At 35.4% G+C, this 23,093-nt stretch carries 15 protein-coding genes; 4 read left to right on the top strand and 11 right to left on the bottom strand.

All coding sequences use genetic code 11. The features are described from left to right. The first annotated feature begins 65 nt into the window (after positions 1-65). The 4 genes from dnaA to gyrB are packed head-to-tail and all read left to right on the top strand — an operon-like array spanning position 66 to position 6,112. Positions 66-1,421 carry a chromosomal replication initiator protein DnaA gene (gene dnaA / locus DKK79_RS01280; protein WP_110422510.1) on the top strand — a complete coding sequence of 452 codons (1,356 nt, stop codon included), beginning with the start codon at positions 66-68 and terminating at the stop codon, positions 1,419-1,421. 15 nt (positions 1,422-1,436) lie between these two features. Next, positions 1,437-2,540, top strand: a complete 1,104-nt coding sequence (dnaN, locus tag DKK79_RS01275) for a DNA polymerase III subunit beta (protein ID WP_110422509.1) — start codon at positions 1,437-1,439, stop codon at positions 2,538-2,540. A 47-nt stretch (positions 2,541-2,587) separates the two neighbouring features. Next, positions 2,588-3,658: a DNA replication/repair protein RecF gene (gene recF / locus DKK79_RS01270; protein ID WP_110422508.1), complete on the top strand. Its 1,071-nt coding sequence runs from the start codon at positions 2,588-2,590 to the stop codon at positions 3,656-3,658. Positions 3,659-3,700: 42 nt separating this feature from the next. Continuing rightward, on the top strand, positions 3,701-6,112 hold the full coding sequence (gyrB, locus tag DKK79_RS01265) for a DNA topoisomerase (ATP-hydrolyzing) subunit B (protein WP_110422507.1): 2,412 nt from the start codon (positions 3,701-3,703) through the stop codon (positions 6,110-6,112). 432 nt (positions 6,113-6,544) lie between these two features. On the opposite strand, the gene DKK79_RS01260 is transcribed toward gyrB, so the two are convergent. The 11 genes from DKK79_RS01260 to DKK79_RS01210 form a co-directional block, all read right to left on the bottom strand. Continuing rightward, the gene (locus DKK79_RS01260) at positions 6,545-8,041 is read right to left on the bottom strand and encodes a VWA domain-containing protein (RefSeq protein ID WP_110422506.1); all 1,497 of its coding nucleotides are present in this window, start codon (positions 8,039-8,041) and stop codon (positions 6,545-6,547) included. 56 nt (positions 8,042-8,097) lie between these two features. Beyond that, positions 8,098-9,513, bottom strand: a complete 1,416-nt coding sequence (locus tag DKK79_RS01255) for a VWA domain-containing protein (RefSeq protein WP_110422505.1) — start codon at positions 9,511-9,513, stop codon at positions 8,098-8,100. 61 nt (positions 9,514-9,574) lie between these two features. Further along, positions 9,575-10,060, bottom strand: a complete 486-nt coding sequence (locus DKK79_RS01250; protein WP_110422504.1) for a hypothetical protein — start codon at positions 10,058-10,060, stop codon at positions 9,575-9,577. Position 10,061: 1 nt separating this feature from the next. Beyond that, positions 10,062-10,751, bottom strand: coding sequence for a hypothetical protein (locus DKK79_RS01245; RefSeq protein WP_110422503.1), 690 nt, complete (start codon positions 10,749-10,751; stop codon positions 10,062-10,064). Beyond that, positions 10,751-12,358, bottom strand: coding sequence for an SUMF1/EgtB/PvdO family nonheme iron enzyme (locus DKK79_RS01240; protein ID WP_220018966.1), 1,608 nt, complete (start codon positions 12,356-12,358; stop codon positions 10,751-10,753). The genes DKK79_RS01245 and DKK79_RS01240 overlap by 1 nt, the downstream gene beginning before the upstream one ends. Next, entirely contained in the window at positions 12,315-13,538 is a 1,224-nt protein-coding gene (locus DKK79_RS01235; RefSeq protein WP_110422502.1) for an ABC transporter permease, read from the bottom strand. Before DKK79_RS01235 ends, DKK79_RS01240 begins: the two co-directional genes overlap by 44 nt. Positions 13,539-13,553: 15 nt before the next feature. Beyond that, positions 13,554-14,258 (bottom strand): ABC transporter ATP-binding protein, encoded by a 705-nt coding sequence (locus tag DKK79_RS01230; protein ID WP_110422501.1) that lies wholly within the window; start codon positions 14,256-14,258, stop codon positions 13,554-13,556. 3 nt (positions 14,259-14,261) lie between these two features. Continuing rightward, positions 14,262-16,232, bottom strand: a complete 1,971-nt coding sequence (locus DKK79_RS01225; RefSeq protein ID WP_110422500.1) for a vWA domain-containing protein — start codon at positions 16,230-16,232, stop codon at positions 14,262-14,264. 12 nt (positions 16,233-16,244) lie between these two features. Then, complete coding sequence (locus DKK79_RS01220) at positions 16,245-17,270, bottom strand: SPOR domain-containing protein (RefSeq protein ID WP_110422499.1); 1,026 nt, start codon at positions 17,268-17,270, stop codon at positions 16,245-16,247. A gap of 132 nt (positions 17,271-17,402) precedes the next feature. Then, positions 17,403-20,069 carry a putative virulence factor gene (locus DKK79_RS01215; protein WP_034884711.1) on the bottom strand — a complete coding sequence of 889 codons (2,667 nt, stop codon included), beginning with the start codon at positions 20,067-20,069 and terminating at the stop codon, positions 17,403-17,405. Then, on the bottom strand, positions 20,066-23,092 hold the full coding sequence (locus DKK79_RS01210; RefSeq protein ID WP_110422498.1) for a virulence factor SrfB: 3,027 nt from the start codon (positions 23,090-23,092) through the stop codon (positions 20,066-20,068). The genes DKK79_RS01215 and DKK79_RS01210 overlap by 4 nt, the downstream gene beginning before the upstream one ends. Position 23,093: the final 1 nt, after the last annotated feature.

Here is a 23,093-nt window from a genome sequence, read left to right as displayed (position 1 = left end):
AAATTATCCACAAAAAAGATTATAATTATTTTAATATTGTTAGTATCCCAATTAAAGGAGTAACCGTGCCTAACGCTATTTGGCAAGATTGTATTTCTCAATTACAAGAAGTACTTCCGACAACGGAATTCAATTTATGGATTAGACCGTTGCAAGTGGAGATGATTGAGAACAAACTCTATATTTATGCGCCAAACAGATTCGTATTAGATTGGGTTAAAAATAAATATCTAACTACTATTTCTCAATTGTTGAATAAACTGTTAGATAATGATTCATTAAAGTTATCTTTGGAAGTCGGTTCAACTTTATCTGAAGAAAATAAATCTGAAACTAACCAATCTAAATCCGATATTGTACCTTCTTGGAAGACAACCAAAGAGAGTAATAATCACACTTATTATTCAGGTATTAATCATAAACATACATTTAATAGTTTTGTTGAGGGTAAATCCAATCAACTAGCGGTGGCAGCAGCTAAACAAGTCGCCGAGAATCCAGGTAAAGCTTATAATCCCCTATTTTTATATGGTTCTACTGGTTTAGGTAAAACACATTTATTACATGCCGTTGGCAATGAAATTATGGCTGGCAAAGCTAATGCTAAAGTGGTTTATATGCATTCCGAACGTTTCGTTCAAGATATGGTAAAAGCTTTACAAAATAATGCTATTGAAGAATTTAAAAATTATTATCGCTCCGTTGATGCTCTACTTATTGATGATATTCAATTTTTTGCAAATAAAGAGCGTTCACAGGAAGAGTTCTTTCATACATTTAACGCATTATTAGAAGGTAACCAACAAATTATCTTAACCTCTGATCGTTATCCGAAAGAAATTGATGGTGTTGAAGATCGTTTGAAATCTAGATTCGGCTGGGGATTAACCATTGCTATTGAACCACCAGAGCTTGAGACTCGCGTTGCGATTTTAATGAAAAAAGCAGAAGGAAATAAAATAAAACTACCTGAAGAGGTCGCTTTTTTCATCGCTAAACGATTACGATCAAACGTCCGGGAATTAGAAGGTGCGCTTAATCGGGTTATTGCCAATGCCAATTTTACCGGTAAATCTATCACTATTGATTTTGTCAAAGATGCCTTGAAAGATTTACTTGCCTTACAAGAAAAATTGATTACTATTGAAAATATTCAAAAAACGGTTGCTGAATATTATAAAATTAAAGTTTCTGACTTACTATCTAAACGTCGTTCTCGCTCTGTGGCAAGACCAAGGCAAGTTGCAATGGCGTTAGCCAAAGAGCTAACCAATAAAAGCCTTCCTGAAATTGGTGATGGTTTTGGTGGAAGAGATCATACAACAGTATTACATGCATGCCGGAAGATCGCAGAGTTAAAAGAAGAAAGCAATGATATTAAAGAGGATTATTCCAATTTAATTCGAACATTATCAACCTAAAAAAGAATTAACACTATGAAATTTATTATAGATCGTGAAAAACTTATCAAACCATTGCAACTGGTTAGTGCACCATTAGGTAGTCGCCCTACTTTACCCATTTTAGGTAATTTATTACTACAAGTGAGTGAAAACACGCTATCCATGACGGGTACAGATCTAGAAATTGAAATGATATCTCACATTCTTTTAACCGAACCTTGTGAAGCGGGTGCAACGACTGTTCCTGCGAGAAAGTTTCTTGATATCTGTCGAAATCTTCCTAATGATGCGCAAATATCGATAAGTGTTGATGATAATCGATTAATTATTCAATCTGGTCGAAGTAAATTTTCATTAGCCACATTACCGGCTTCTGATTTTCCTAATTTAGAAAATTGGCAAAGTGATGTTGAACTTTCTATACCGCAAAAAACCATCAAACGACTTATTGATGCAGTGCAATTCTCAATGGCTAATCAGGATGTAAGATATTATTTAAACGGTATGCTATTTGAGATTGAAGATGGTTTATTAAAAACAGTTGCCACCGATGGGCATCGATTAGCGGTATGTGCTCAACCAGTTGGTCAAGACATATCTGAAACCTGTTCAGTGATTTTACCAAGAAAAGGGGTAATTGAGCTTGCAAAACTTGTGGCTGATAATGATGAACTCGTTAACATGCAAATTGGTAATAATAATTTACGCGTTAGTCTTGGCGATTTCACTTTTACCTCAAAACTCATTGATGGCAAATTTCCTGATTATAAACGTGTAATGCCACGAAATCCGGATAAACCACTGGAAGTATCATGTGAAGAACTGAGAAATGCATTATCCCGAGTTGCCATTCTTTCAAATGAAAAATTTCGAGGCATAAGATTATATGTACATAGCAATCAGATAAAGATTACGGCTAACAACCCTGAGCAAGAAGAAGCTGAAGAAGTGATTGATGTAAAATATGAATCGCAAGAGTTGGAAATTGGTTTTAATGTAACTTATTTGTTGGATATATTAAACACCTTAAAATGTGATTGTGTTCAATTATTGTTAACCGACGCCACATCAAGTGTGCAAATTGAAGATATTAACAATCAATCGGCAACTTATGTTGTTATGCCTATGCGCTTATAATTACTAACCATTTAAAACTTCCGGCTTAGGCCGGAAACTTTAGCAACATGACACTTTCTCAAATCAAAATTCATCACTTTCGAAATATTGATTATGCTGAATTATCATTATCCAATCACTTTAATTATATAGTTGGCGATAATGGTAGTGGAAAAACCAGCCTGCTTGAGGCAATTTATATGCTTGGCCATGGTCGAGCTTTTAGACATATACAATCTAATCGAATTATACAACATGAAAAACCAGAGTTAGTATTGTTTAGCCAAATTGAATCTTCACAACAAACGCGAACAATTGGTTTATCAAAAACACGCCATAACGAGAATACGATAAAAATTGATGGAGATGAAGGATTTCGCTTAACAGACTTAGCTAAGTTATTACCCATTCAACTAATTACGCCAGAAGGATTTGATTTACTTACTGGTGGGCCAAAATATCGTCGATCTTTTATAGATTGGGGCTGTTTTCATCATTATCCTGAATTTGTATCACTTTGGAATAATTTAAAGCGTCTTTTTAAACAGCGTAATGCCTTATTAAAACTGTCATCAAACTATAACCAATTATTACCTTGGGACAAAGAGTTGGCTCCAATAGCCGAAAAGATCGGCGATCTTAGAGCCAATTATTGCCAAAATATATTTCCTCAAATTATAGAGACTTGCCATGATTTTCTCCCTGAATATCAACTAAACTGCCAATATTATCAAGGTTGGGAATATGGTACCCCTTATGCAGATATATTATATAGACAATTTGAAAGAGATAAGTTTATTAATTATACCTCGTTAGGTCCCCACAAAGCAGATCTAAAATTACGAGTAGATAATATTCCAGTAGAAGATTTATTATCTCGAGGACAGTTAAAATTAGTTATGTGCGCATTACGATTGTCTCAAGGTGAATACTTTTCAGAAAAAACGGGGCAATCCTGTATTTATTTAATTGATGACTTTGCTTCTGAGCTCGATCAAAATAAACGAAACTTATTAGCTAAACGATTAAAATCAGCCAATTCTCAAGTTTTTATTACCGCAGTTAATCAGGCGCAAATTACCCATATGATCGATGAAAATGATAAGATTTTCCACATAAATTCTGGTATAATCTCTTAAATATACAAAATGCTATAAATAACCAAATAAGTCGAGAAATCCATGTCTAACTCTTATGATTCTTCCAGCATTAAAGTGCTTAAAGGGCTTGATGCTGTCCGAAAACGTCCAGGTATGTATATTGGTGATACTGATGATGGAACAGGACTTCACCATATGGTTTTTGAAGTGGTAGATAATGCCATTGATGAAGCATTAGCAGGTTATTGTCACCATATTGAAGTTACCATCCATCCTGATAATTCCGTTTCGGTACGAGATGATGGTCGCGGTATACCTACTGGAATTCACCAAGAAGAAGGTATTTCTGCTGCCGAAGTTATTATGACCGTTTTGCATGCTGGTGGTAAATTTGATGATAATTCTTACAAAGTGTCTGGTGGTTTACATGGCGTTGGTGTTTCCGTGGTCAATGCATTATCAGATAAATTAGAATTAGTTATCTATCGTGAAGGTAAAATTCATAAGCAAATTTATCATTTAGGCGTACCTGAAGAACCACTAAAAATCATTGGTGAAACAACTGAATCTGGAACTTATGTGCGTTTCTGGCCAAGCCCAGAAACATTCTCTAACATCGAATTTGTCTATGAGCATTTAGCCAAAAGATTGCGCGAACTATCATTCTTAAATTCTGGTGTTTCTATTAAACTTAATGATGAACGTACAGGTAAAAGTGAACACTACCACTACGAAGGTGGTATTCAAGCTTTTGTTGAATATTTAAATAAAAATAAAAACCCAATCCATCCAAAGATTTTTTATTTTAGTACTGAGAAAGATAATATTGGCGTCGAAGTCGCTTTACAATGGAACGACGGTTACCAAGAAAATATCTACTGTTTTACCAATAATATTCCTCAACGTGATGGCGGAACTCACTTAGCAGGCTTCCGTGGAGCGATGACTCGTACATTAAATAACTACATGGAAACCGAAGGCTATAGTAAAAAAGCGAAAATCAGTGCCACGGGCGATGATGCACGAGAAGGCTTAATTGCGGTAGTATCAGTCAAAGTACCAGACCCTAAATTTTCCTCACAAACCAAAGATAAATTGGTTTCATCTGAAGTTAAATCTGCAGTTGAATCAGTGATGGGGGAAAAATTAGCTGAATATTTATTAGAAAATCCATCTGATGCAAAAATTGTGGTGGGTAAAATTATTGATGCAGCCAGAGCGCGTGAAGCAGCGAGAAAAGCGCGTGAAATGACTCGTCGTAAAGGTGCATTGGATCTAGGTGGTTTACCGGGTAAACTTGCTGATTGCCAAGAAAAAGATCCGGCATTATCGGAACTTTACTTAGTGGAAGGGGACTCTGCGGGTGGCTCGGCAAAACAAGGGCGTAACCGTAGAAACCAAGCAATTTTACCGTTAAAAGGTAAGATCCTAAATGTTGAAAAAGCCCGTTTTGACAAAATGCTCTCCTCTCAAGAAGTGGCGACATTAATTACAGCTCTAGGTTGTGGTATTGGTCGTGATGAATATAATCCAGATAAAATGCGTTATCATAGCATTATCATCATGACCGATGCGGATGTTGATGGTTCGCATATTAGAACGTTATTGTTAACTTTCTTTTATCGTCAAATGCCTGAGATCATTGAACGAGGTTATGTCTATATTGCCCAACCTCCGCTTTATAAGGTTAAAAAAGGCAAACAAGAGCAATATATCAAAGATGATGATGCCATGACGCAGTTCCAAATTGCTTTGGCTTTAGAAGATGCATCATTACATGTCAATGATCATGCTCCTGCTTTGGCTGGTGAAGCTTTAGAAAAATTAATTGCTGAATATCAGAAAGTCGAAAAATTAATTTCTAAAATGGAACGACGCTATCCAAAAGCGTTATTATCTGAATTAGTCTATCAAGATGTATTGGATGAAAATATCTTAAAAGATCAACAAAAAGCTGAAAACTGGGCAAAATCAATTGTTCAAAAATTATCTAATAAAGAACAACATGGTAGTACCTATCTTTATAGTGCCGATTACAACGAGAAAGCAGCGTTATACATACCGGTTATTAAAGTAAGAACGCACGGTGTTGATACCAATTACACACTAGATCAAGTATTTATTCATAGTAATGAATATCGAAATATCTGCCATTTAGGTTCACAATTGAAAGATTTACTTGAGGAAGGCGCATTTATACAACGTGGTGAGAGAAAACAGCCAGTTAATTCATTTGAGGATGCGGTTGATTGGTTAATTCGTGAATCTCGCCGAGGATTAACTATCCAACGTTATAAAGGTTTAGGTGAAATGAACCCAGAACAATTATGGGAAACCACCATGGATCCAACCAGCCGAAGGATGTTACAAGTTACCATTAAAGATGCTATTGAAGCAGATCAATTGTTTACGACATTAATGGGTGACGAAGTTGAACCTCGTAGGTTATTTATTGAAGAAAATGCCTTAAAAGCAGCCAACTTAGACTTCTAGTAAATTAAACAAAAAAACCAGACACAACGTCTGGTTTTTTCCGCTATTTTATTAATAAAATATTTAATTGTAAAAACACTAAGTTTAAATAGCCGTGAGGCGGTATAGACTTATCAATTATTTTTACCGCCAAATCCCAATAATCAAAAACAAAGTAAAGGTTATCGGCAATCTAAAATCATCCTGACCTAAAACAGGACATTATCAGTTTAAATCAGAAATTGATTACAGTTAGATGTTAATAAGAAAAACGATACAAATATCGCTACCATAGGCCATAATACCGTAAGGTTATTAACACGGCTGTTTAAATAGATCGATGCCATGAATACCGACTACTATTTTAGCCTGAATGACTTTTTGCCCAGCTTTTTTGGCAGATTAAGACTGAGCTACTACTGATTATAGTTTGATTTCATAAGTGACAGTTAGTTATTGGCAAACCGGTCGATTAATCTTGAGATCAGCAACAGCTTTATTCATTTGTTTAATCATATCGTTAGGGCTTTGAGCAATATACACTTTGCCTCCTGTAACATTAGCGATACAATCTATTTTGTGCTCTCCAGCAATATCTACAATATTGATCTTTAAACGAGGTTGTTTAGCTGCTATATGATTAGCAAGAGTACAAATATTCGCTCGAGTACAGTTATCATCCCCATCACTAATTATAAGAATGTAATCATTACGTTTTACCCCATCAAGCATCTGGCTGGCTTTTTGTAACCCGCTATAAAGCGGTGTTCCACCACCACCAGCTCCACTTGGCGTTAATCGATTAATTTTACTTTTCAATGCCGATCTATTTGAATAACTATAAAAAGGGGTTGTATCGGCTGCTGGGCAACTATTAAGCGCAACTAATGAAATATTAATATTTTGCTGTATTTTATCAATACTTGAAAGTGCAACTTTTTTGCTAGTTGATAAACGAGTTGGCAAGCGCGTCATTCGTTTGTCATAATTAATTTTTTCTAGCTGAGACATATTTCTTGGATAACCATAAGTTAAATAATTGAAATATTTCCCAACTTCTAATGGAGATTCGGCTAAAGTTACCGTCATCGATAATGAATTATCGAATATTAAGGCCATTTTAGATGGATTACTATTTTTTACTAACTCTTCTTTAGTAATACAATTCACTGGATTTTTTACTTTTGGTTTCGGTTCAGGGGTAACCACAGGTGGTTGAGGTTGAGGTTCAGGTTCAGGAACCTGAGGCTGTGGTGTTACTTCAAGCTCTGGTTGTGGCATAGCAACTGGTTCAGGTTCTTTTAGTAACTCAACAATCGGTTCCGGTTTTTTTTCTTCAACAGGTTGTATCTCTTCCACTTGCTTTGTAACAGCCGGTACAATTAGCGGTTCTACTTTTTTAGGCTCTTTAAAAGGATTAAAAAAGTACCATACTAATCCTAACACGGCTAATAAAAGTAGAGCTAAAATTAAGGTATACCACCATTTCCAAAAAGGTTTTGGCACTATTGCTGGGGCAACTGGAGTTTGAGGTAATATAACCGGCTCAAAGGCATCGACAATGACTGGCTCATCATTAATCACATAGACATGATCCACGGAATGTTTGATCCTTGTTAACCAAGAAGAAACTACCGTTTTTTGTTCATCAGTTAAAGGAATTAATTTTACTGTAGTTTCAATATCATTAATCCGAGTCGTTAAAATTTGTTCAATTTTAACTTTATGAGACGCATTGCTTATATCATTGAGTAAGACAGGTTGCCCTTCAAGATTGGTGTACCAACCTAGGTATTGGTTGTTTTCAATTAACTTTGGCACAGCAAAAATTGAATAAGTCCGTGCAGTTAGGTGGGGTTTAAGTATTGAAAGCAAAGAACTATACTGTTCTAATAACTGTATCTTATTTAAGTTATTATGATCAAAAGCAATGCGAGTTATTCTTTGCATCTTTAAACTTATTCCTTATTACTAAACCGGTAGTTTGAAAAAATTACTATAATATTTTATTCACAAATAGGCTTACTAATATCCATATTAGAAACTGCACTATTCATTTGATTAATAAGCTGTGTTGGGTTTTTAGCGATGTAAACATTTCCACCTGTACTTTTGGCAACGCAATCTATTTTATGTTCACCTGCAATATCAACAATATTGATTTTTAGACGTGGTTTTTCTTTAGCAATTTTATTAGCAAGAGTACAAATATTGGCACGAGTACAATTATCCTCGCCATCACTAATAATTAAAATATAATCATCTCGATTAACGCCATCAAGTAGTTTACTTGCCTGTTTAACCCCATTGTATAATGGAGTCGCACTGTTATACTCCAACGGACTTAATCGTTTAATTTTATTTTTTAGTTTATTTCTATTTTGATAACCGTAAAATGGCGTTGTTTGTGCTGCAGGACAACTGGTTAAGGTCACAAGTGAAATATCTATGTTTTGTTGTATTTTATCAATGCTAGATAATGCCACTTCTTTACTCTTTGATAAACGATTAGGTAAACGTGTCATCCTTCTTTCATAAGCATCCGCTTCTTCTTCACTCATCGCATCAAAATTAGCATTTAAATACCTATTAATACTTGCCTGTGACTCCATTAATGTTATCGTCATTGAAGCTGAATTATCAAATATCATTACCATTTTAGGCGCGTCTTTATTATTGGTGACATTTTCTTTAGATATACAATTTTTAACTTCCTCAACGGGTGCCGGCGCAGGTTCAGATTTAGGTTCAACAACGGGTTCAACCTCTTGCGGTATCGGCTTTATTTCTGGCTCTTTTGGTGGTTCAACAATTGGATTTGCTACAGTTTGAGGCTCTTCAACATTTTGAACTACTATTGGTTCTGGCGTTTTTTCTTTACCGTATGGGCAGAAGAAGTACCAAAGAAAAGCAAGCAATCCAATTATAAACAATGCAAGTAGTAGCCAATACCACCATCGCCAGAATGATTTTTGTGGGGGTAGCGGTGTTACAGGAGATTTAGGTAAAATAGGTTCTTCTAAAGTATTTACAATAACAGGTTCATCATTGATCACATAAATGCTATTACCTAAACTTTTAATTCTTGGTAACCAACTTGAGATTAAAGCCCGCTCCTCGTTGGTTAAAGACATCGATTTAATCGCTAATTCAATATCATTAATGCGAGTATGCAAGGTTTTTTCTATCTGCTGTTTATGCTCCTCGTTTTCAATATTATTAAGTAAAATAGGTTGCCCTTCAAGGTGACTATGCCAACCAATATATTGATTATTATCAATTAACTTAGGTTGTCCTAAAATTGAAAAGGTTCGTTCTGTTAAATTTTTTCTTAGCAATGCTAACAAAGAATTATATTGTTCTAATAAAGAGAGCTTATTTGAATCTCTATTATCAAATATAATTCTTGCTATTCGCTGCATTGTTTCTGTATTTCCCTATGTTTAACTAAATCTGTTGTTTAATTCAACAATCAGATTATCTTTAAATATTCAAAGCTTTCTGTAGCTGTTGAAGTTTTTTATTTAACTTATCTAACTCAACTTGTTTTTCCATGTCAGACGCATTTGAATTATTAACTTTATTCATTTGCTGTTCAATATCTTTAACTTGAGCTTGTAAATCATCACGATTTTTTGCTTTTTCTTTGACTTCTTTGGTCAGCTGAGTTAATTCAGTTTTTAATTTTTGCAACTGTGCTTGTTTCTGTTTAACACTCAGTGACGTTGATTTTTTCTGTTTTTCAATGGTTGCATAAATTTCTCGGAACTGGGCATTAGCTCGTTTTTCATCCTCTAATATCCGTTCTTTTTTATCAATACGCGCTTGATAATTCCCAGAATAGTTACAGCTAATTTTATCCATAATACCAATATTGGTATTGGTGGGATCACATTGTTCTGGTGTTGTTGTACAACCGGTTAATAAAACCAGTGGACTGAGTAATAAAATAAGGGATATCTTCTTCATATTAGCTTACCTTCACTGCTGAACGTTGTTGAGAAACAAGATTGACTTGCTTTTCAAGCACGGCAATTTGTTTATGTAATTGGTTAATTTGTTTATCAAGTTTTGAAACATTTACACCTGATTGTTTTTCTTGAGCTGCAATTGAAACCCAATCTTTTTCGACTTTTTGCATACGAGATAATTTATCTTTTAAATAAGCAATATTGGCATCAATTTGGGTTAACTCATTCTTAGCTTGCGTTTGATTCATAGTTTGCGACTTAATCTGTTTATTTAAAGTCTTAAGTGTCGCTAAATTTTTATCTAATACTGCTTTAGCGGTTTCGGTTACCGCTTGAACTTCATAGGTATTTTGCTGAACATCTTGAATGTAAGCGTCAAGTCGCATTTCAGCATCGGCATATTCAGCACGTTTAGTATCAAGATAGTAATTTGCTCCCATCAATACGCCACACCCGACAGCGGCAGAAGCAAGACAAGTTCCGGTTTTACCACCCAATAATACACAGCCAATACCGCCTATTCCAGCACCTACTGCACAAGATTGCCATGCTGATTTACTAAAAAATTGGGCACTATTACTTTTAGTTAAGGTAGGATCGACATCCTTAGAACTTGTGCCACCAGAATTTTGACAACCAGTTAAAATCATCGAGATACATAGGGTTATTGTTACTATAATTTTATTCATTATTTTTTTCCTTTTATTTCATTACATGTTTCAAGCCAAAGATTACGTTCTATCTTCCCTGATTCAATATATTGATTTATATGTTTGAAATAGAGTTTTAAATAATCACTCATATTTGCTTTACCACTATTTTCTAAAATAAATAGCGTAGGTTTAGATTGCTGATTAATCGTTTCCTTTTCATAATTTGTTGCCGTATTTACAATCGTATCCGAATAATATTTTAATATAAAATCACGCGCCGATTTAGATTCATCGAGAACATTTTTTAAATTAGTGAGTTTTGCTTTAGAACACATATTTTCATCATCTAAAGAATCCGATTCATCTGGATCACAGATTTCTTGACTCATGGTTTGATACAAATTGTTATTGTATTCAAATTTACCGTTCAAATCGGATACATTAGCACATAAAAAAGCACCTAATTGTAAAGCAGATTGGATGGAACGATCTCTTTGCTCATCTCGGGCTTGATTAGCACTGCGTAAAAGCGCATTAAGTTGGTTCAATTCTTTCTTGGTTTTTTCATCATCTATTTGTTGGGTGATTTTCTCAAGTTCACTAACAACATTATCGTTTTTCGACACACCCGCTTCATTACCCAACTCCTGCCACTCTTTATCCAACTGTTTTACCAGATCATTCGACTGGATAACTTCACTGGTATAAACTAAGCGAAAACCAACATCTTTGCTTTTATAAACACTTTGCCCATCATAATAGGGTTTTTCGGTTCTAAACGCTGTTGTCATTGATGATTCAGGTGTTAAATAGCTACCACCACGAACGATTATACCGCCTTGTTGACCATGATAGCGATCAAGCTTATTCATCCTAAATGAATCAAACATCATTTCACTAGCGTTTCCTAAAATATCATAAATATCGAGAGGATTTGCTTCTAATCGTCCAATAAGCTGTAATTTACCATTTGCAGATTTTGCGCCAGAAAACCAGGCATAATTTTCTAAATTATTTTTCTTAGGAAATCTTAATTCACGAAATTCTGATTCGGTAACTTTCGAGCCACCTCGGGCGGCATATTCCCACTCATTATTATTCGGTAAGCGAACATAGCCTTTAGGTAAATCATTTGATTTAACTTTTGTTTGCTTGAGTAGCCATTGATTATATTTATCAGTAAAAGCGACAGCATCAAACCAACTAATATCAGTGATTGGAAAAGCCAGATTTGCTTTAGCCGTTGGACACTTATCATTCATAACGGCTTGATATTGAAGTACAGTAATTTCATATTTACCAATCAGATAATATCTCTCTTTCCCAGCATCTGAAAAACTGCCCGATATATAATTAGGGGTGGCATACTCGGCGAAACCAAGTTCTTTATTATTACTACCTAAAACAATCTTAACATCATCGAGTGGTTTACGTGTTGGAGTAAAGACCTTTTTCATCACCAAACTGCCTTCGCATGGCATGGGTAAAATTACGTCATCATTTGCCGGTTTTGGATTATAAAATTTACTATCCCATGGTTCTGCATGACTTAAACCAGGAATTAAACCAAGCACAATTAGCCAGAGAGCAGATCGACTATTACGCTTCACGTAAGCTTTCTGCGGGTTGAATTTTGACAGCACCTCGTCCTCCTATCGCAACAACAACAAATGATATAAATAAGGTTAATATAAATGCGATAATAAAATGATAAAATTGTAATTGACTAACAATTGGTTGTGAAACTAAATTTTTACCTAAAACCAGATTAAATGCACAATTACCTAATAAAAAAAGTAGGCATGAAACGAGAAAAGCTAAACAACTTAATGCCATCGCTTGAGTAAGCAAATAAACCATCACTTCCTTAGACTTAAATCCAATAAGCCGCATAAAAGCAATATCTTTGCGTTTCCGCTCAATATTAGATAAGAATGAACCACTAAAGGATAATATACAACCAAAAATTGCCGTAATGGCAATCACGCCGAAAATAAAACTCAGTACTCTATCAATAGCTTGCATATTTTCAATCGCCATTGCTTGTGTGCGAGTTTCAATATTTTTCTCTCGTAACTTTAAGGCTAAGGGGGCAACATCATCCAGAGATTTAGCATAAATTCGAGCTCTAGCAAATGAATCCGGATAGGTAGAATTAGTTAAACCTGTTCCAGTTGGAAAAGTTTCACTTTGATAACCATCATAGAAATGTTCCATTTCAATCAAAAGGTCTAAACTGATAAAACCAGCAGCTCGACTATAATAAACTTCAGGAATAATGCCAATAACCTCTAATTCTGTTATCCCTTTTTCCAGCTTGCCATCTAATTGCCTAGTGATAACCATCTTGATGCGGCTACCGGTTTTTATTTGCATTTTTTCAGCTGCTAATGAACTCAATAAAACTTGATTTTTTTGGTTTATTAATGACATATCTTTGGTTATAGGATCACCTTTTGAAGTGGGAATAACTTCAGCATTATTAACAAAATGTCCTGAATCTTTAAGCATATCAGCTTGGGTGTTTAAGGAACGAGTAAGAGGAATAACAAATGCGGTTTCCGGCTGATTTTTAATCCAATCCAACATTTGTTGATCAAATTGTAAATTACCGACAATTTTTACTTCTAAATTTTGTGGATCATTAAGTAATTGATGACGCAGTTGAGCAACAACACCATACTTTAAACTAAACAATAGCAACAAAGGGGTAATAACCGATATTACCGCGGCGATTATACAAAATGATACTTTCTTGTCATAGCATAAATCTGCCAATGATAATCGAGTAATTAATCCCCATTTTGCTGTTACTTTATCCATCTCTTATACCTTACTCTATAACGGTAAAAATTCTGATGACTGGGTTGAAGTTAATTTTGCCGATAACGTGAACAACCCTTTACTTTCAATGCGTTGCCAATCATGAGTGACAATCATCGCGGCAATATTATCTTGTTGAGCTTGTTCTATGATTAAATCAAATAACAAATTAGCATTATAAGGATCAAGCGCAGAGGTTGGTTCGTCGGCTAACAGTAACGCAGGTTTATGAATAATCGAGCGTATGAAAGATGCTCGTTGTCTTTCCCCTATTGAGAGCTGTTTTGGGTATTTATTTAATAAATGAGCAATATTAAGTTTATTGACTAAATAATCAAATCGTTGGGAATCGATATTTTTTTGTAATAATTTAGCTGATAATAAAATATTATTCTTAATATTTAAAAACGGCAACAATCCACCCGTTTGTAACATAAATCCCAAATATTGCGCTCGAATATTGGCCAATTGGTTGATATTGTTTTGATTAATCACATTAGCAATATCATAAGTTTGATTATCAACCATCAGATCATAACGAGTGACTTCATCTGGCTTAAGAATCAAGCCTATCATTTCAAGTAAAGTACTTTTACCGCAACCACTATCACCCTTAATAACAACCACTTGCCCGGCTTTCACCAAAAGTTCTGGTAAACAAACCCTAAAAAAAGATTTACCTATCGGTCTAGAAATCACCAAATTATTTATAGTTAACATATTTTATGGCAACATTTCTAATGGTATAGGATAAACATTTTCTCGAGGGTCACTACCTTCAGATAATGAGATCCAACGATCAACATCAGCGTTACATTTTTGATAATATCGTACTTTACTATTTAAATTACGGATGAATTTTTCTTGTTCAATTCCACTCATGCTTTTCCATGTTTCTTGATCCAGACCAGTTACATCACTTTTATAGGGAATATTATCTAAATATTCACCCAGTAAACCTAAATCAGCAATTTTGGTGACAGAATCGGATTTTAATTTGCTTGGATCTTGCCCCATCGCGGCAGCAACTGAACGTAATTGTGAAAACATATCATCAGCAGAAATCAAGCCATCGTTAGCAGCATTAGCGATTTTAGTCACAATATCGCTTAAATCACTTAATTGTGATTTAGTTAATAAAATTCGCGGTTCAGCGGTTGGTATAGTCGGTTTGATAAAGTCTTTATCCGCAATCCATGCTTTAAACACTGACGGCGCTTTAGTTCCTTTGGTATCACCTAAATAAGCTAGCTGCATTGCTTTACTTAGTAGTAAAGCATCATTTAACATATTAGAGTTATTATCATCTTTAGCATTAAGCGCATTGCCAACAGAAGATTCGCCTTTATAGGCTAATTTAACCTGCTCGGATAATGCTTGGGCTAATAAATCAACTTTTTTACCAAACTCATTCACATCGCCAGCATCAACAGGATAATAGAGTGATTTATGAATAAAATCGTTATAAGTCAGATCAGAATATTGGCTTGCTGCCACCTGATGATCTTTTTCTCCACTAGGTGTTTTTAAATGTAGCGCATAAATTGCGACACCTTTATGTTGTGCTTCCAGTCGCAATTGGGCCGCATCCATACCAGTGCTTGAGAGTTTATCATCACCAGGAATAGCGCTAGCATCAGTGATTAAAATCATATAACGAGCACCGAAACTATTCCAATTAATATCATTCAATGCTTGTGCAACGCCCGCATAAGAATCTTCAGCATAATAAGCGGTTGAGACAGAGGCTTGTTTTAGTGAGGCACTAAGTTTTTTGAACTCATCTTTATTTTTGACTTGATTAGGATCGGCAAACACTTTACTGACAAATTCCAATTTATCCGACGCTTTTAAGCTTGAGCGAAAGGAGACCAAACCAAATTTAACTTGATCTTGTAAATGCTCTTTTTCAATACGCTGATAAACCCGTTCAATCGCCTCTTTTGTTCTGGAAATATAAGGATCCATAGAGATAGTTGAATCAATAACAAATACAATTGCCGCCTTAAACGGAGCGACTTGATTAGTATTGTCATCAGTAGATGAAGATGAAGTTGATGGTTGGTTATTTTTGTTAATAATAGTCTGTTGCTTACTAACCGAAGCAACCTCTAGAATCCGTTCGTAAAAACCTTGGCCATTCATTACCTCTTCACCTTGTAAAATCGGTAATAAATAAAAATTACTTTTGAAATCAACAAATTCCTTCGGTTCTTGTGCCAAAATTTGCGCAGAAGGTTTATTCTCTTTTAACGCATCTCGAATCGGTTTTAATAAAGTTTCCGGTTTATCTGCATCAACAATTGAAGATAACGAGGTTTTATCTTTAAAAAATAACAGAGGATCACGATCAACGGGATTAGTGAACACTAAAGTCAACTGCATATTCCAAGCAATCGCACATGAATTGTTAATCCAACCAACCGTTTTACCATAAGAATCCGGCCCCACATTCAACCACTCTTGATTACTTTCATTTTTACGTTCATAAACATAATAACGAGAAAAAGCTGGTACAGCTTGACCAGTGGCATCATTAATATTCTTTTTCAGCTCACAATTCGGCGTGCTAAGAACTCGTTGGTAAAGTGTTGTTTTTCCCGCTTGCTTTAATGGCTCTAAAGCCGAACTAACCAAAGGTAAGCAAGTAAGGCTAAATCCAATAAGCAATGTTGACAGTACTGTTTTTTTCATACCCACACCTTTTTATTTTTGCAATTCAACCAAACGTTCTTTAGCTAAAGCATTATTAGGGTCATTGTTTAATGATGTTTCATACCAATAAATAGCGGTTCCTTTATCAACTTTAAAACACCGATTATCTTGATAAAATTTTTCATCGTACTCTTTAGCATAAAGCAAGGCTATTTTAGCATTCAACATAGATTGATTTGCATATAAACGCTGAGCAATATCACATTTATTAACCTGTTTTGCTTGATTTATTACCTCAATTAACGCATCTGTGTCAGGTTTCGACTGTAAACATTGTTGAATAAAAGATAAATCATCACTGGTTGCATTGCTTACATTACATTGGCTATTGGTTTGTGTTGTCGTAATAAGCGGATTGTTATCTTTAGAGAATAAGAAGTACCATACAGCGCCACCAATTCCAGCTAAAATCAGCAATATTACCAAAATTAGGATAAATGTCCCCGATTTGCTTTTTGATTTAGTTGGTTCTGGAATCGAAACCACTTCTTGGGCAATTACTGGTTCTGGCGCAGCTTCTTTGTCAATTTCAGGCTGATTTTCTGCGTCAAGTGTCGCTTCTTCTGGTTCTGGAGATTTAGAGTCATCAGGTGTATTAAGATTAGCAGCCTCTTGAGCTGGCTGTGATCTATTTTGTTCAATTTCATCAGGTACAGTTTCGGTATTTAAAGCAGCTGAAGGGAATACATTATCCGCAATATTTACCACACCTCGGTCTTTATTGTTGTCATTCTGTCTATCGCGAATTTCAATAAGGAATCTAACCTGTGTTCCTTGAATTATTAAGGAATCAACTAACCACTCCTCAACTAGACCACTTAATTGTTGATTATCTACTGACAGATTAGTTAATGTATGCCAATGCTTTTCCGGTCCCCATTGATTGAGACCTAATAAATAATAGCCATCCTGATTACGTTGAATAAGTATATCAATATCAGCACTACCACTCCATTTTTGTGCTAAAAATTTAGCAATACCTGGTTTATAGCCTTCTAATTCGATTCTTAATGCCATGATATCCTCTATTTCACCATTGTGATTTTATCAATATACGTTGATAAATGTTACATAATGTAAGGTAGCGTTATGCTACCTTATTTTTATTAATACTATTAATGGTTGTCCATTTACTCTATTGACAAGCCATTATTCTATTTTTGATTGCTTAAATACCGTTAAAACCTCTCCAAGTCGAGCGTTTTGTTCTTGACTTATTTCACGACCAGCATGATGACCAACATTTTCTTGAGCAAGCATAGCAAATGCAATAAACCAATCAAATATTGCAAATTGAGAATAACTTTTAGTCTTATCATCAAGCACCGGGAGTGGATGTGATAATTGATTTGAGAAATCATTCACAGGTGAAGAAAATATTGGCTTACCTTGATTAACTCGGCTTGCAGGAATCTCACTTGCTTGCCCAGAGATAAAACCAAGCCATGCAATAAAGTCGGTCAACAACAGATGAATTGAGCTAATTTGTCGAGACTCAAGATCATCGCGTTTACTACCGGTATTTTCATTATCTAAAATTTTCTGAGTTAAACTTGCTTCAATTTTTAAACGATTGGCGGCAGTAATCAGTTCTTCAACAATAAAGGAGAGTGATTTTTGTTCGAGTCCAAAAAATTGTAAAATATGCTTATCTAATACAATATTTCTTAAATGTTCCAGCCATGCGGTAAATACATTTTTAGCAAATTTTGATTCAGTAGGTAAGGTAGCTGCCACTTTAGGTTCTAAAGGCGAGCTTGAATCAGGAAAAAGTTCAAATTCAGTATTTAAACCAAAATCGTTTGATGAGTTATCTACTACCTCATCACTATTGCTAGCATCATTACTCAAATGGCTAGAATGATAAAGCGCCCGAATAGTTTGATCTGGTAACTCTAAAACTTTCAGTAATTCACCTAATAATAACGCTTTTCCTTGTAGTTCTTTAACAACGCCACTAATAACTTGTTTTTTCTTACCAAGTTCTTCATCACTACCGGCTTGATACCATGTATCAAAACGCATATTGATAATATAATCGATTTTCTCATTAAGTTGCTCAACAATCCGTTGTTGCTTAACTTCCGTTATCGCGACTTGTTCTAAATACTGGCTTATTCGACCTATCCCACCATCATTTAATTTCAACATCGCATCCCAAGCCTGATCTGGAGTATTGACATACTCTTTGATATCGGAATTTTCAACAAATGTCTTTTTCAACACTGACATTTCTTGTTGATAATTATCATTGTAAGATAATTCAAGGTTTGCCTTAGCATCGACATTTAAAAACGGTACATCAAATCCTGGTTTACGCACCAAAAATACGTTATTAAATTTACCATTATTTGACCAATTGGATAACCAATCATAACTACCAAATCGCTCTAAAATAGTTTGCTGTAATAAACCACCTTTACCCCACGTATTGCTCAGGTTATCTTCTGATTGATGCAACGATGCTCCGATTCGTTTATCAAACATGGTGATCGCCCACAGCAATCCCGCTTTTTTGGTAGCTCTCTTTTCTGCAGTTTCACCTTGTGTTTTATCAATCCAACGTTCTAACACTGGGCCAACGTCATTCACATCAGACTGTTTATCGGATGGAGTACAAACAACAAGAACATTCATCTCTTGGCTATCGGTGTATTTTTCAAATAGATAAGCGACTTTTCCTCGCAATAACAGCTGAGCAATCGGATTACCTTCTTTAACATCAGAGATAGAAATTAAATTTAATCGACCACGATATCCTGGAAAATCAAGCAGATCGACCTTCTCAAAAGTAGGAACGCGAGTTTGATTTACTAATGGGAAGATTAATTCTGCTGTTAAAAAAGCCAATTGAGCTAATGATATTGAGGTTGGCACACCGTTTACAGGGGTAACCGATACCGATGAATCCTTTTCAGTATTTAACCTTTCAAGCATATCCACATTCATGATGCTATCAATCTGTGACTTTTTACCATCATTTTCCTTCACTAATACTGAAAGTGGTGCATAAACTGTATTAACATGATTTAAGCTTGACAAAGTTGTGGCTAATTGCACATAAATTGCGGTGAGTTCATTAATACCTCCCCACAAAACAGAAAATAATATACCGCGATCAACAGTAGCAAGATAAGGTAGTAAAGATACTGCTTTTTCCCAGTATCCGCCTTTTAATCCTTCCAGTGAATTACCAAAGTTTTCCGATAAATAATCATAAAGATCAACGATATCATCTTCAGTTATACCACCAGTATAATCGGCTTGTTTTTTACTTTCAGCACGGGCAATAAGTTGATTTAATTCCGAAAACTCAATCTTATTCACCACTTTTTGTTGATCAAAATCTTTAAAATAGGCATTAATTAGAATTTTAACAATTTCGATTTCTTGAAAGAGTTTTAGTTCTAGTGGATAGTTAGCAATGCCACCTTTAGCTGTTCGGCTAAATCGGGTCACGAGCCCTGTTGCTTCTTTACCACCGCCAACGGGGTTAACGTGATCAATAAAATCTAAAGTTTGATTATCAACCACGGTTTCAAGTTTACCATTCTCACCTGCGGCTAACGCTGAGATAAGATACGACTTACCAGCTTGCGATAATCCAAAAAAGCCTACTGCAACCGATTTAGTTGCCACATCTCCTAATCGTTTAGCGCTATTACGCAACCGACGTAGATCAAGAATTAAATTATCAGCCTCACTATTCAAACGCTTTGATGAATCTCGGGTTTGTTGCACCCACTCAATTGCCTGTGCTGATGCCTGATAAACCTGTTCCCAAGACTGAGGAAGTTGTTCGTTTAAATTTTTCATCGTTTTATCATTCCACTATCAAGCCAATATTGTGTGCTAATTAAACCTGAATTTACCATTGTGTTTAAATTAAGCTTTATATCTTTGGTTTTATCGCAAGTACGCCCATCTGAAGCTTTGACATCTTTAATATAGAAATTCTCAACCGTTTTTTGGCGATTTTTGATACCTAAAGTTACCTCTAAAACCGCCCCATCGGCACTCAACCTTTTAGCAACTTCACTATTTTCAATCGTTAAAATATAAATTGGTGATGCCGGCCAACGGTCGATCTCTAGCTGTTTAAAACCAAGCCTCGTTGTGCCTCGGATTTCAAAAGAGAGATCAGGAAAATCATAGTCAGGATCATCTAAATCAATGTCGCGATAATAAATATTTTCTTGCTTTATCATATTTAGATTATCTAGCAGACCAATGTATTTGACCGTTGAATACAAATCCATATTGGCTGATCTAAAATAGAAATTGGCTAATCTTAAGTTTTTACTTAGAAAACATAACATCGCACCTACAGCCGCCGTTGTTTTTGGATCATCAATACGTTCTTGTTTATGGAATGGATACCATCCCCCTGTATAATAACCATGCAATGGTAAAATACGTCCTGCAGGTATTGATAATCGTGAACGGAAGTAGCTTTGTACTCCAGGTAATCGCGAAGGACGACCAGTTAATAACAGTACATCACATTGATAACAGCTAATAATTTCAGATAACGCATCAAACGTTTTACAAATATTGTAATAATCTCCACGGATAAATAAGTAGTGAATACGTTTAAGGTTAATCTCAACATTTAAATCAAGAACCGAAAATTCAGGATTATTTAATGCGCGACTAATAGGTTCATTGATAAAATTGAGGACATTAGCTGTCATCATATTATTCTGTAGTAATTCACCAAAAGTCAGATTATAAACATGTTGCTCTGCATGTAATGGATCATAAAGCTCATAGAGTTTTAATACATGCAAGCCTACTGGCGTAAACAGCTGTAAAGTTAATTGTTGACGCAATACCGCATCTTGTATTGATACCTGCTGTGAACCAATAATGGTGGATAAAATCGGATTAGGATCGGCAAGCCCCGCTTGTTTTAATCCATTAATTAATGAAGATAAAACGGTATCTTGAATAATATCAAGTAGTATATCATCACCAGCGACTTTAAACCCATCGCGAAAACGTTGCGTAGGCACAAGATAAGCATTACTACCACTAAGTTGTTTATTGGTGCCATAATCAAGTTCATAATCATTAATGACTAAATCAGTGGTACCTCCGCCAATATCGACGGTAGCAATCGTTAGTTTTTGTTTATTACTTTTATCTGGTCGTACCATTGAAGCAATAAACTCTTCTGATCGGCCATTATAATTGTTTTGCGTCTCATTAAAGAGATAAACTACTTGGCCACAGGTCGCTTCATCCCACTGGATATAAACTTCAGGAATATTTGGCCAAATACTTTTTAACTGATTAGGGTTATCAAAATCGATATCGTCATCAGAACTATCCCAGCCTAAGCTTTTCCAAACCAAGCCGATAGCTTGATAAACACAGCTTTTAAAAATAGCTTGTTCTGGTTTTGGCATTGCCGGAGGGATGGTAAGAATAATTGAACGTAAATTACGCGGTGTTCTTGCATGTTCAAGTTTATTACGTTGAGCAACACTATTAATTTGCATCAATGCATGCATTAATACTTCACATAGCATAAATGTCATTAATGAGCTACGTGAATATTTGGGATGGAACACTGGCATTTTTCGATCATATTCCTCCTCAATGTCATTCCTGAGGATATGCAAAGCCTCACCATACTCATTGATTAAACTAGAAAAGGGTTCAGCCGTTGCGAAGGGTTCATGGTCACTCTTGACATAATGGGAATTAAATCGCCAACCTTGCTCATACTTCTCCTGATCCCACAAATAGCGTTTCGGGCTTGAAAGACCAGTTGCGCCTTCATTTCCTTCACGACGACTCGCTAAGCGACTCGCTTCTTTGCCAACACGAACAATACTTGGCCAACGGAAAGTATCACGTCGCCCACTTTGCAGAGAAAAGTGCTCTTTACCAAAAAAGGTTTGTGCAAATTCTACTCGACTTTCAAACGGTTCATTATAGATATGTTCAGGTTGAGTTAAATCACGAATTTCAAGTTCATAACGACGATTCAAGCTATCTTTATCTTGTACATGGTCTTCAATTAAGATGCCACATGTTCTTGAATTACCAACATCTAAAATCATATCAACCGGAATGGATTTAACCACATCATCACGATTATTAGAGACAATTTTAATTTTTGGTAACTGCAATGAATCGGCAAGCAAATTAAGAACATTTAAATAATGACCATAATAAGCTTTATTACCTATTTCTAGATCTATATCATCTTTATGAATTTTTAATCGTTCTGGTTGCGGCGCTAACTCCTGAAATAGATCAATTAACCAACTGGTGATCCACTTTTGCTCTAAATACCAGGAAACGTGATCTGAACGATGAGCTAAGCTAAATACAGCCCCAGTTTTAACATCATTATCAGTCGGTGCCAAATAAGCCACATCCTGCATATTGGTGAAAATTTTGGTATCAAAGGCAAAGGTAATACGATGTGTATTGCCATCTGGATCTTCACCCTCGGGAATACTTACAATTCGAACACGACTCCAGTTATGTGGACCTTTATCAAAGCGCTCAGGCGGTATCGATCTTAAAACTGGCACCGGCAACCAAATGCCATCAAATAGTTTTAATGATTGGTCGACACTAATCTCTTGAGTTGGTGTGACCGCAAAAGAGAGATTATCCGGCGCAAAAAATTTACCACTATCGACATCTTCAATTAGCCTAACTAGTGCTCCACTTTCTGATGGATTAATAAAACAACCATTAACTTTACTGCGCCATTGATTATCTTTCCAATCTATTTTTAATGCAAAATCAAGAAATTGAATACCACTATTCATGATAAGAGTAACTTCTTGACCATAGTTGCGTATTTCTGGAAGCATA

This window comes from Gilliamella apicola (assembly GCF_003202915.1).
Classification (GTDB): Bacteria; Pseudomonadota; Gammaproteobacteria; order Enterobacterales; family Orbaceae; genus Gilliamella; species Gilliamella apicola_Q.
The sequence above is the reverse complement of the archived record's forward strand: the minus strand, read 5'-3'. Positions and strand labels throughout refer to the sequence as shown.

Excerpts from the sequence above, each read along its gene's own strand:
- DKK79_RS01250 (WP_110422504.1), bottom strand. The coding sequence starts at position 10,060 with ATGAAGAAGATATCCCTTATTTTATTACTCAGTCCACTGGTTTTATTA.
- gyrB (WP_110422507.1), top strand. The coding sequence starts at position 3,701 with ATGTCTAACTCTTATGATTCTTCCAGCATTAAAGTGCTTAAAGGGCTT.
- DKK79_RS01255 (WP_110422505.1), bottom strand. The coding sequence starts at position 9,513 with ATGCAGCGAATAGCAAGAATTATATTTGATAATAGAGATTCAAATAAG.
- DKK79_RS01260 (WP_110422506.1), bottom strand. The coding sequence starts at position 8,041 with ATGCAAAGAATAACTCGCATTGCTTTTGATCATAATAACTTAAATAAG.
- DKK79_RS01230 (WP_110422501.1), bottom strand. The coding sequence starts at position 14,258 with ATGTTAACTATAAATAATTTGGTGATTTCTAGACCGATAGGTAAATCT.
- DKK79_RS01235 (WP_110422502.1), bottom strand. The coding sequence starts at position 13,538 with ATGGATAAAGTAACAGCAAAATGGGGATTAATTACTCGATTATCATTG.
- DKK79_RS01220 (WP_110422499.1), bottom strand. The coding sequence starts at position 17,270 with ATGGCATTAAGAATCGAATTAGAAGGCTATAAACCAGGTATTGCTAAA.
- dnaN (WP_110422509.1), top strand. The coding sequence starts at position 1,437 with ATGAAATTTATTATAGATCGTGAAAAACTTATCAAACCATTGCAACTG.
- recF (WP_110422508.1), top strand. The coding sequence starts at position 2,588 with ATGACACTTTCTCAAATCAAAATTCATCACTTTCGAAATATTGATTAT.
- DKK79_RS01225 (WP_110422500.1), bottom strand. The coding sequence starts at position 16,232 with ATGAAAAAAACAGTACTGTCAACATTGCTTATTGGATTTAGCCTTACT.
- DKK79_RS01215 (WP_034884711.1), bottom strand. The coding sequence starts at position 20,069 with ATGAAAAATTTAAACGAACAACTTCCTCAGTCTTGGGAACAGGTTTAT.
- DKK79_RS01210 (WP_110422498.1), bottom strand. The coding sequence starts at position 23,092 with ATGCTTCCAGAAATACGCAACTATGGTCAAGAAGTTACTCTTATCATG.
- DKK79_RS01245 (WP_110422503.1), bottom strand. The coding sequence starts at position 10,751 with ATGAATAAAATTATAGTAACAATAACCCTATGTATCTCGATGATTTTA.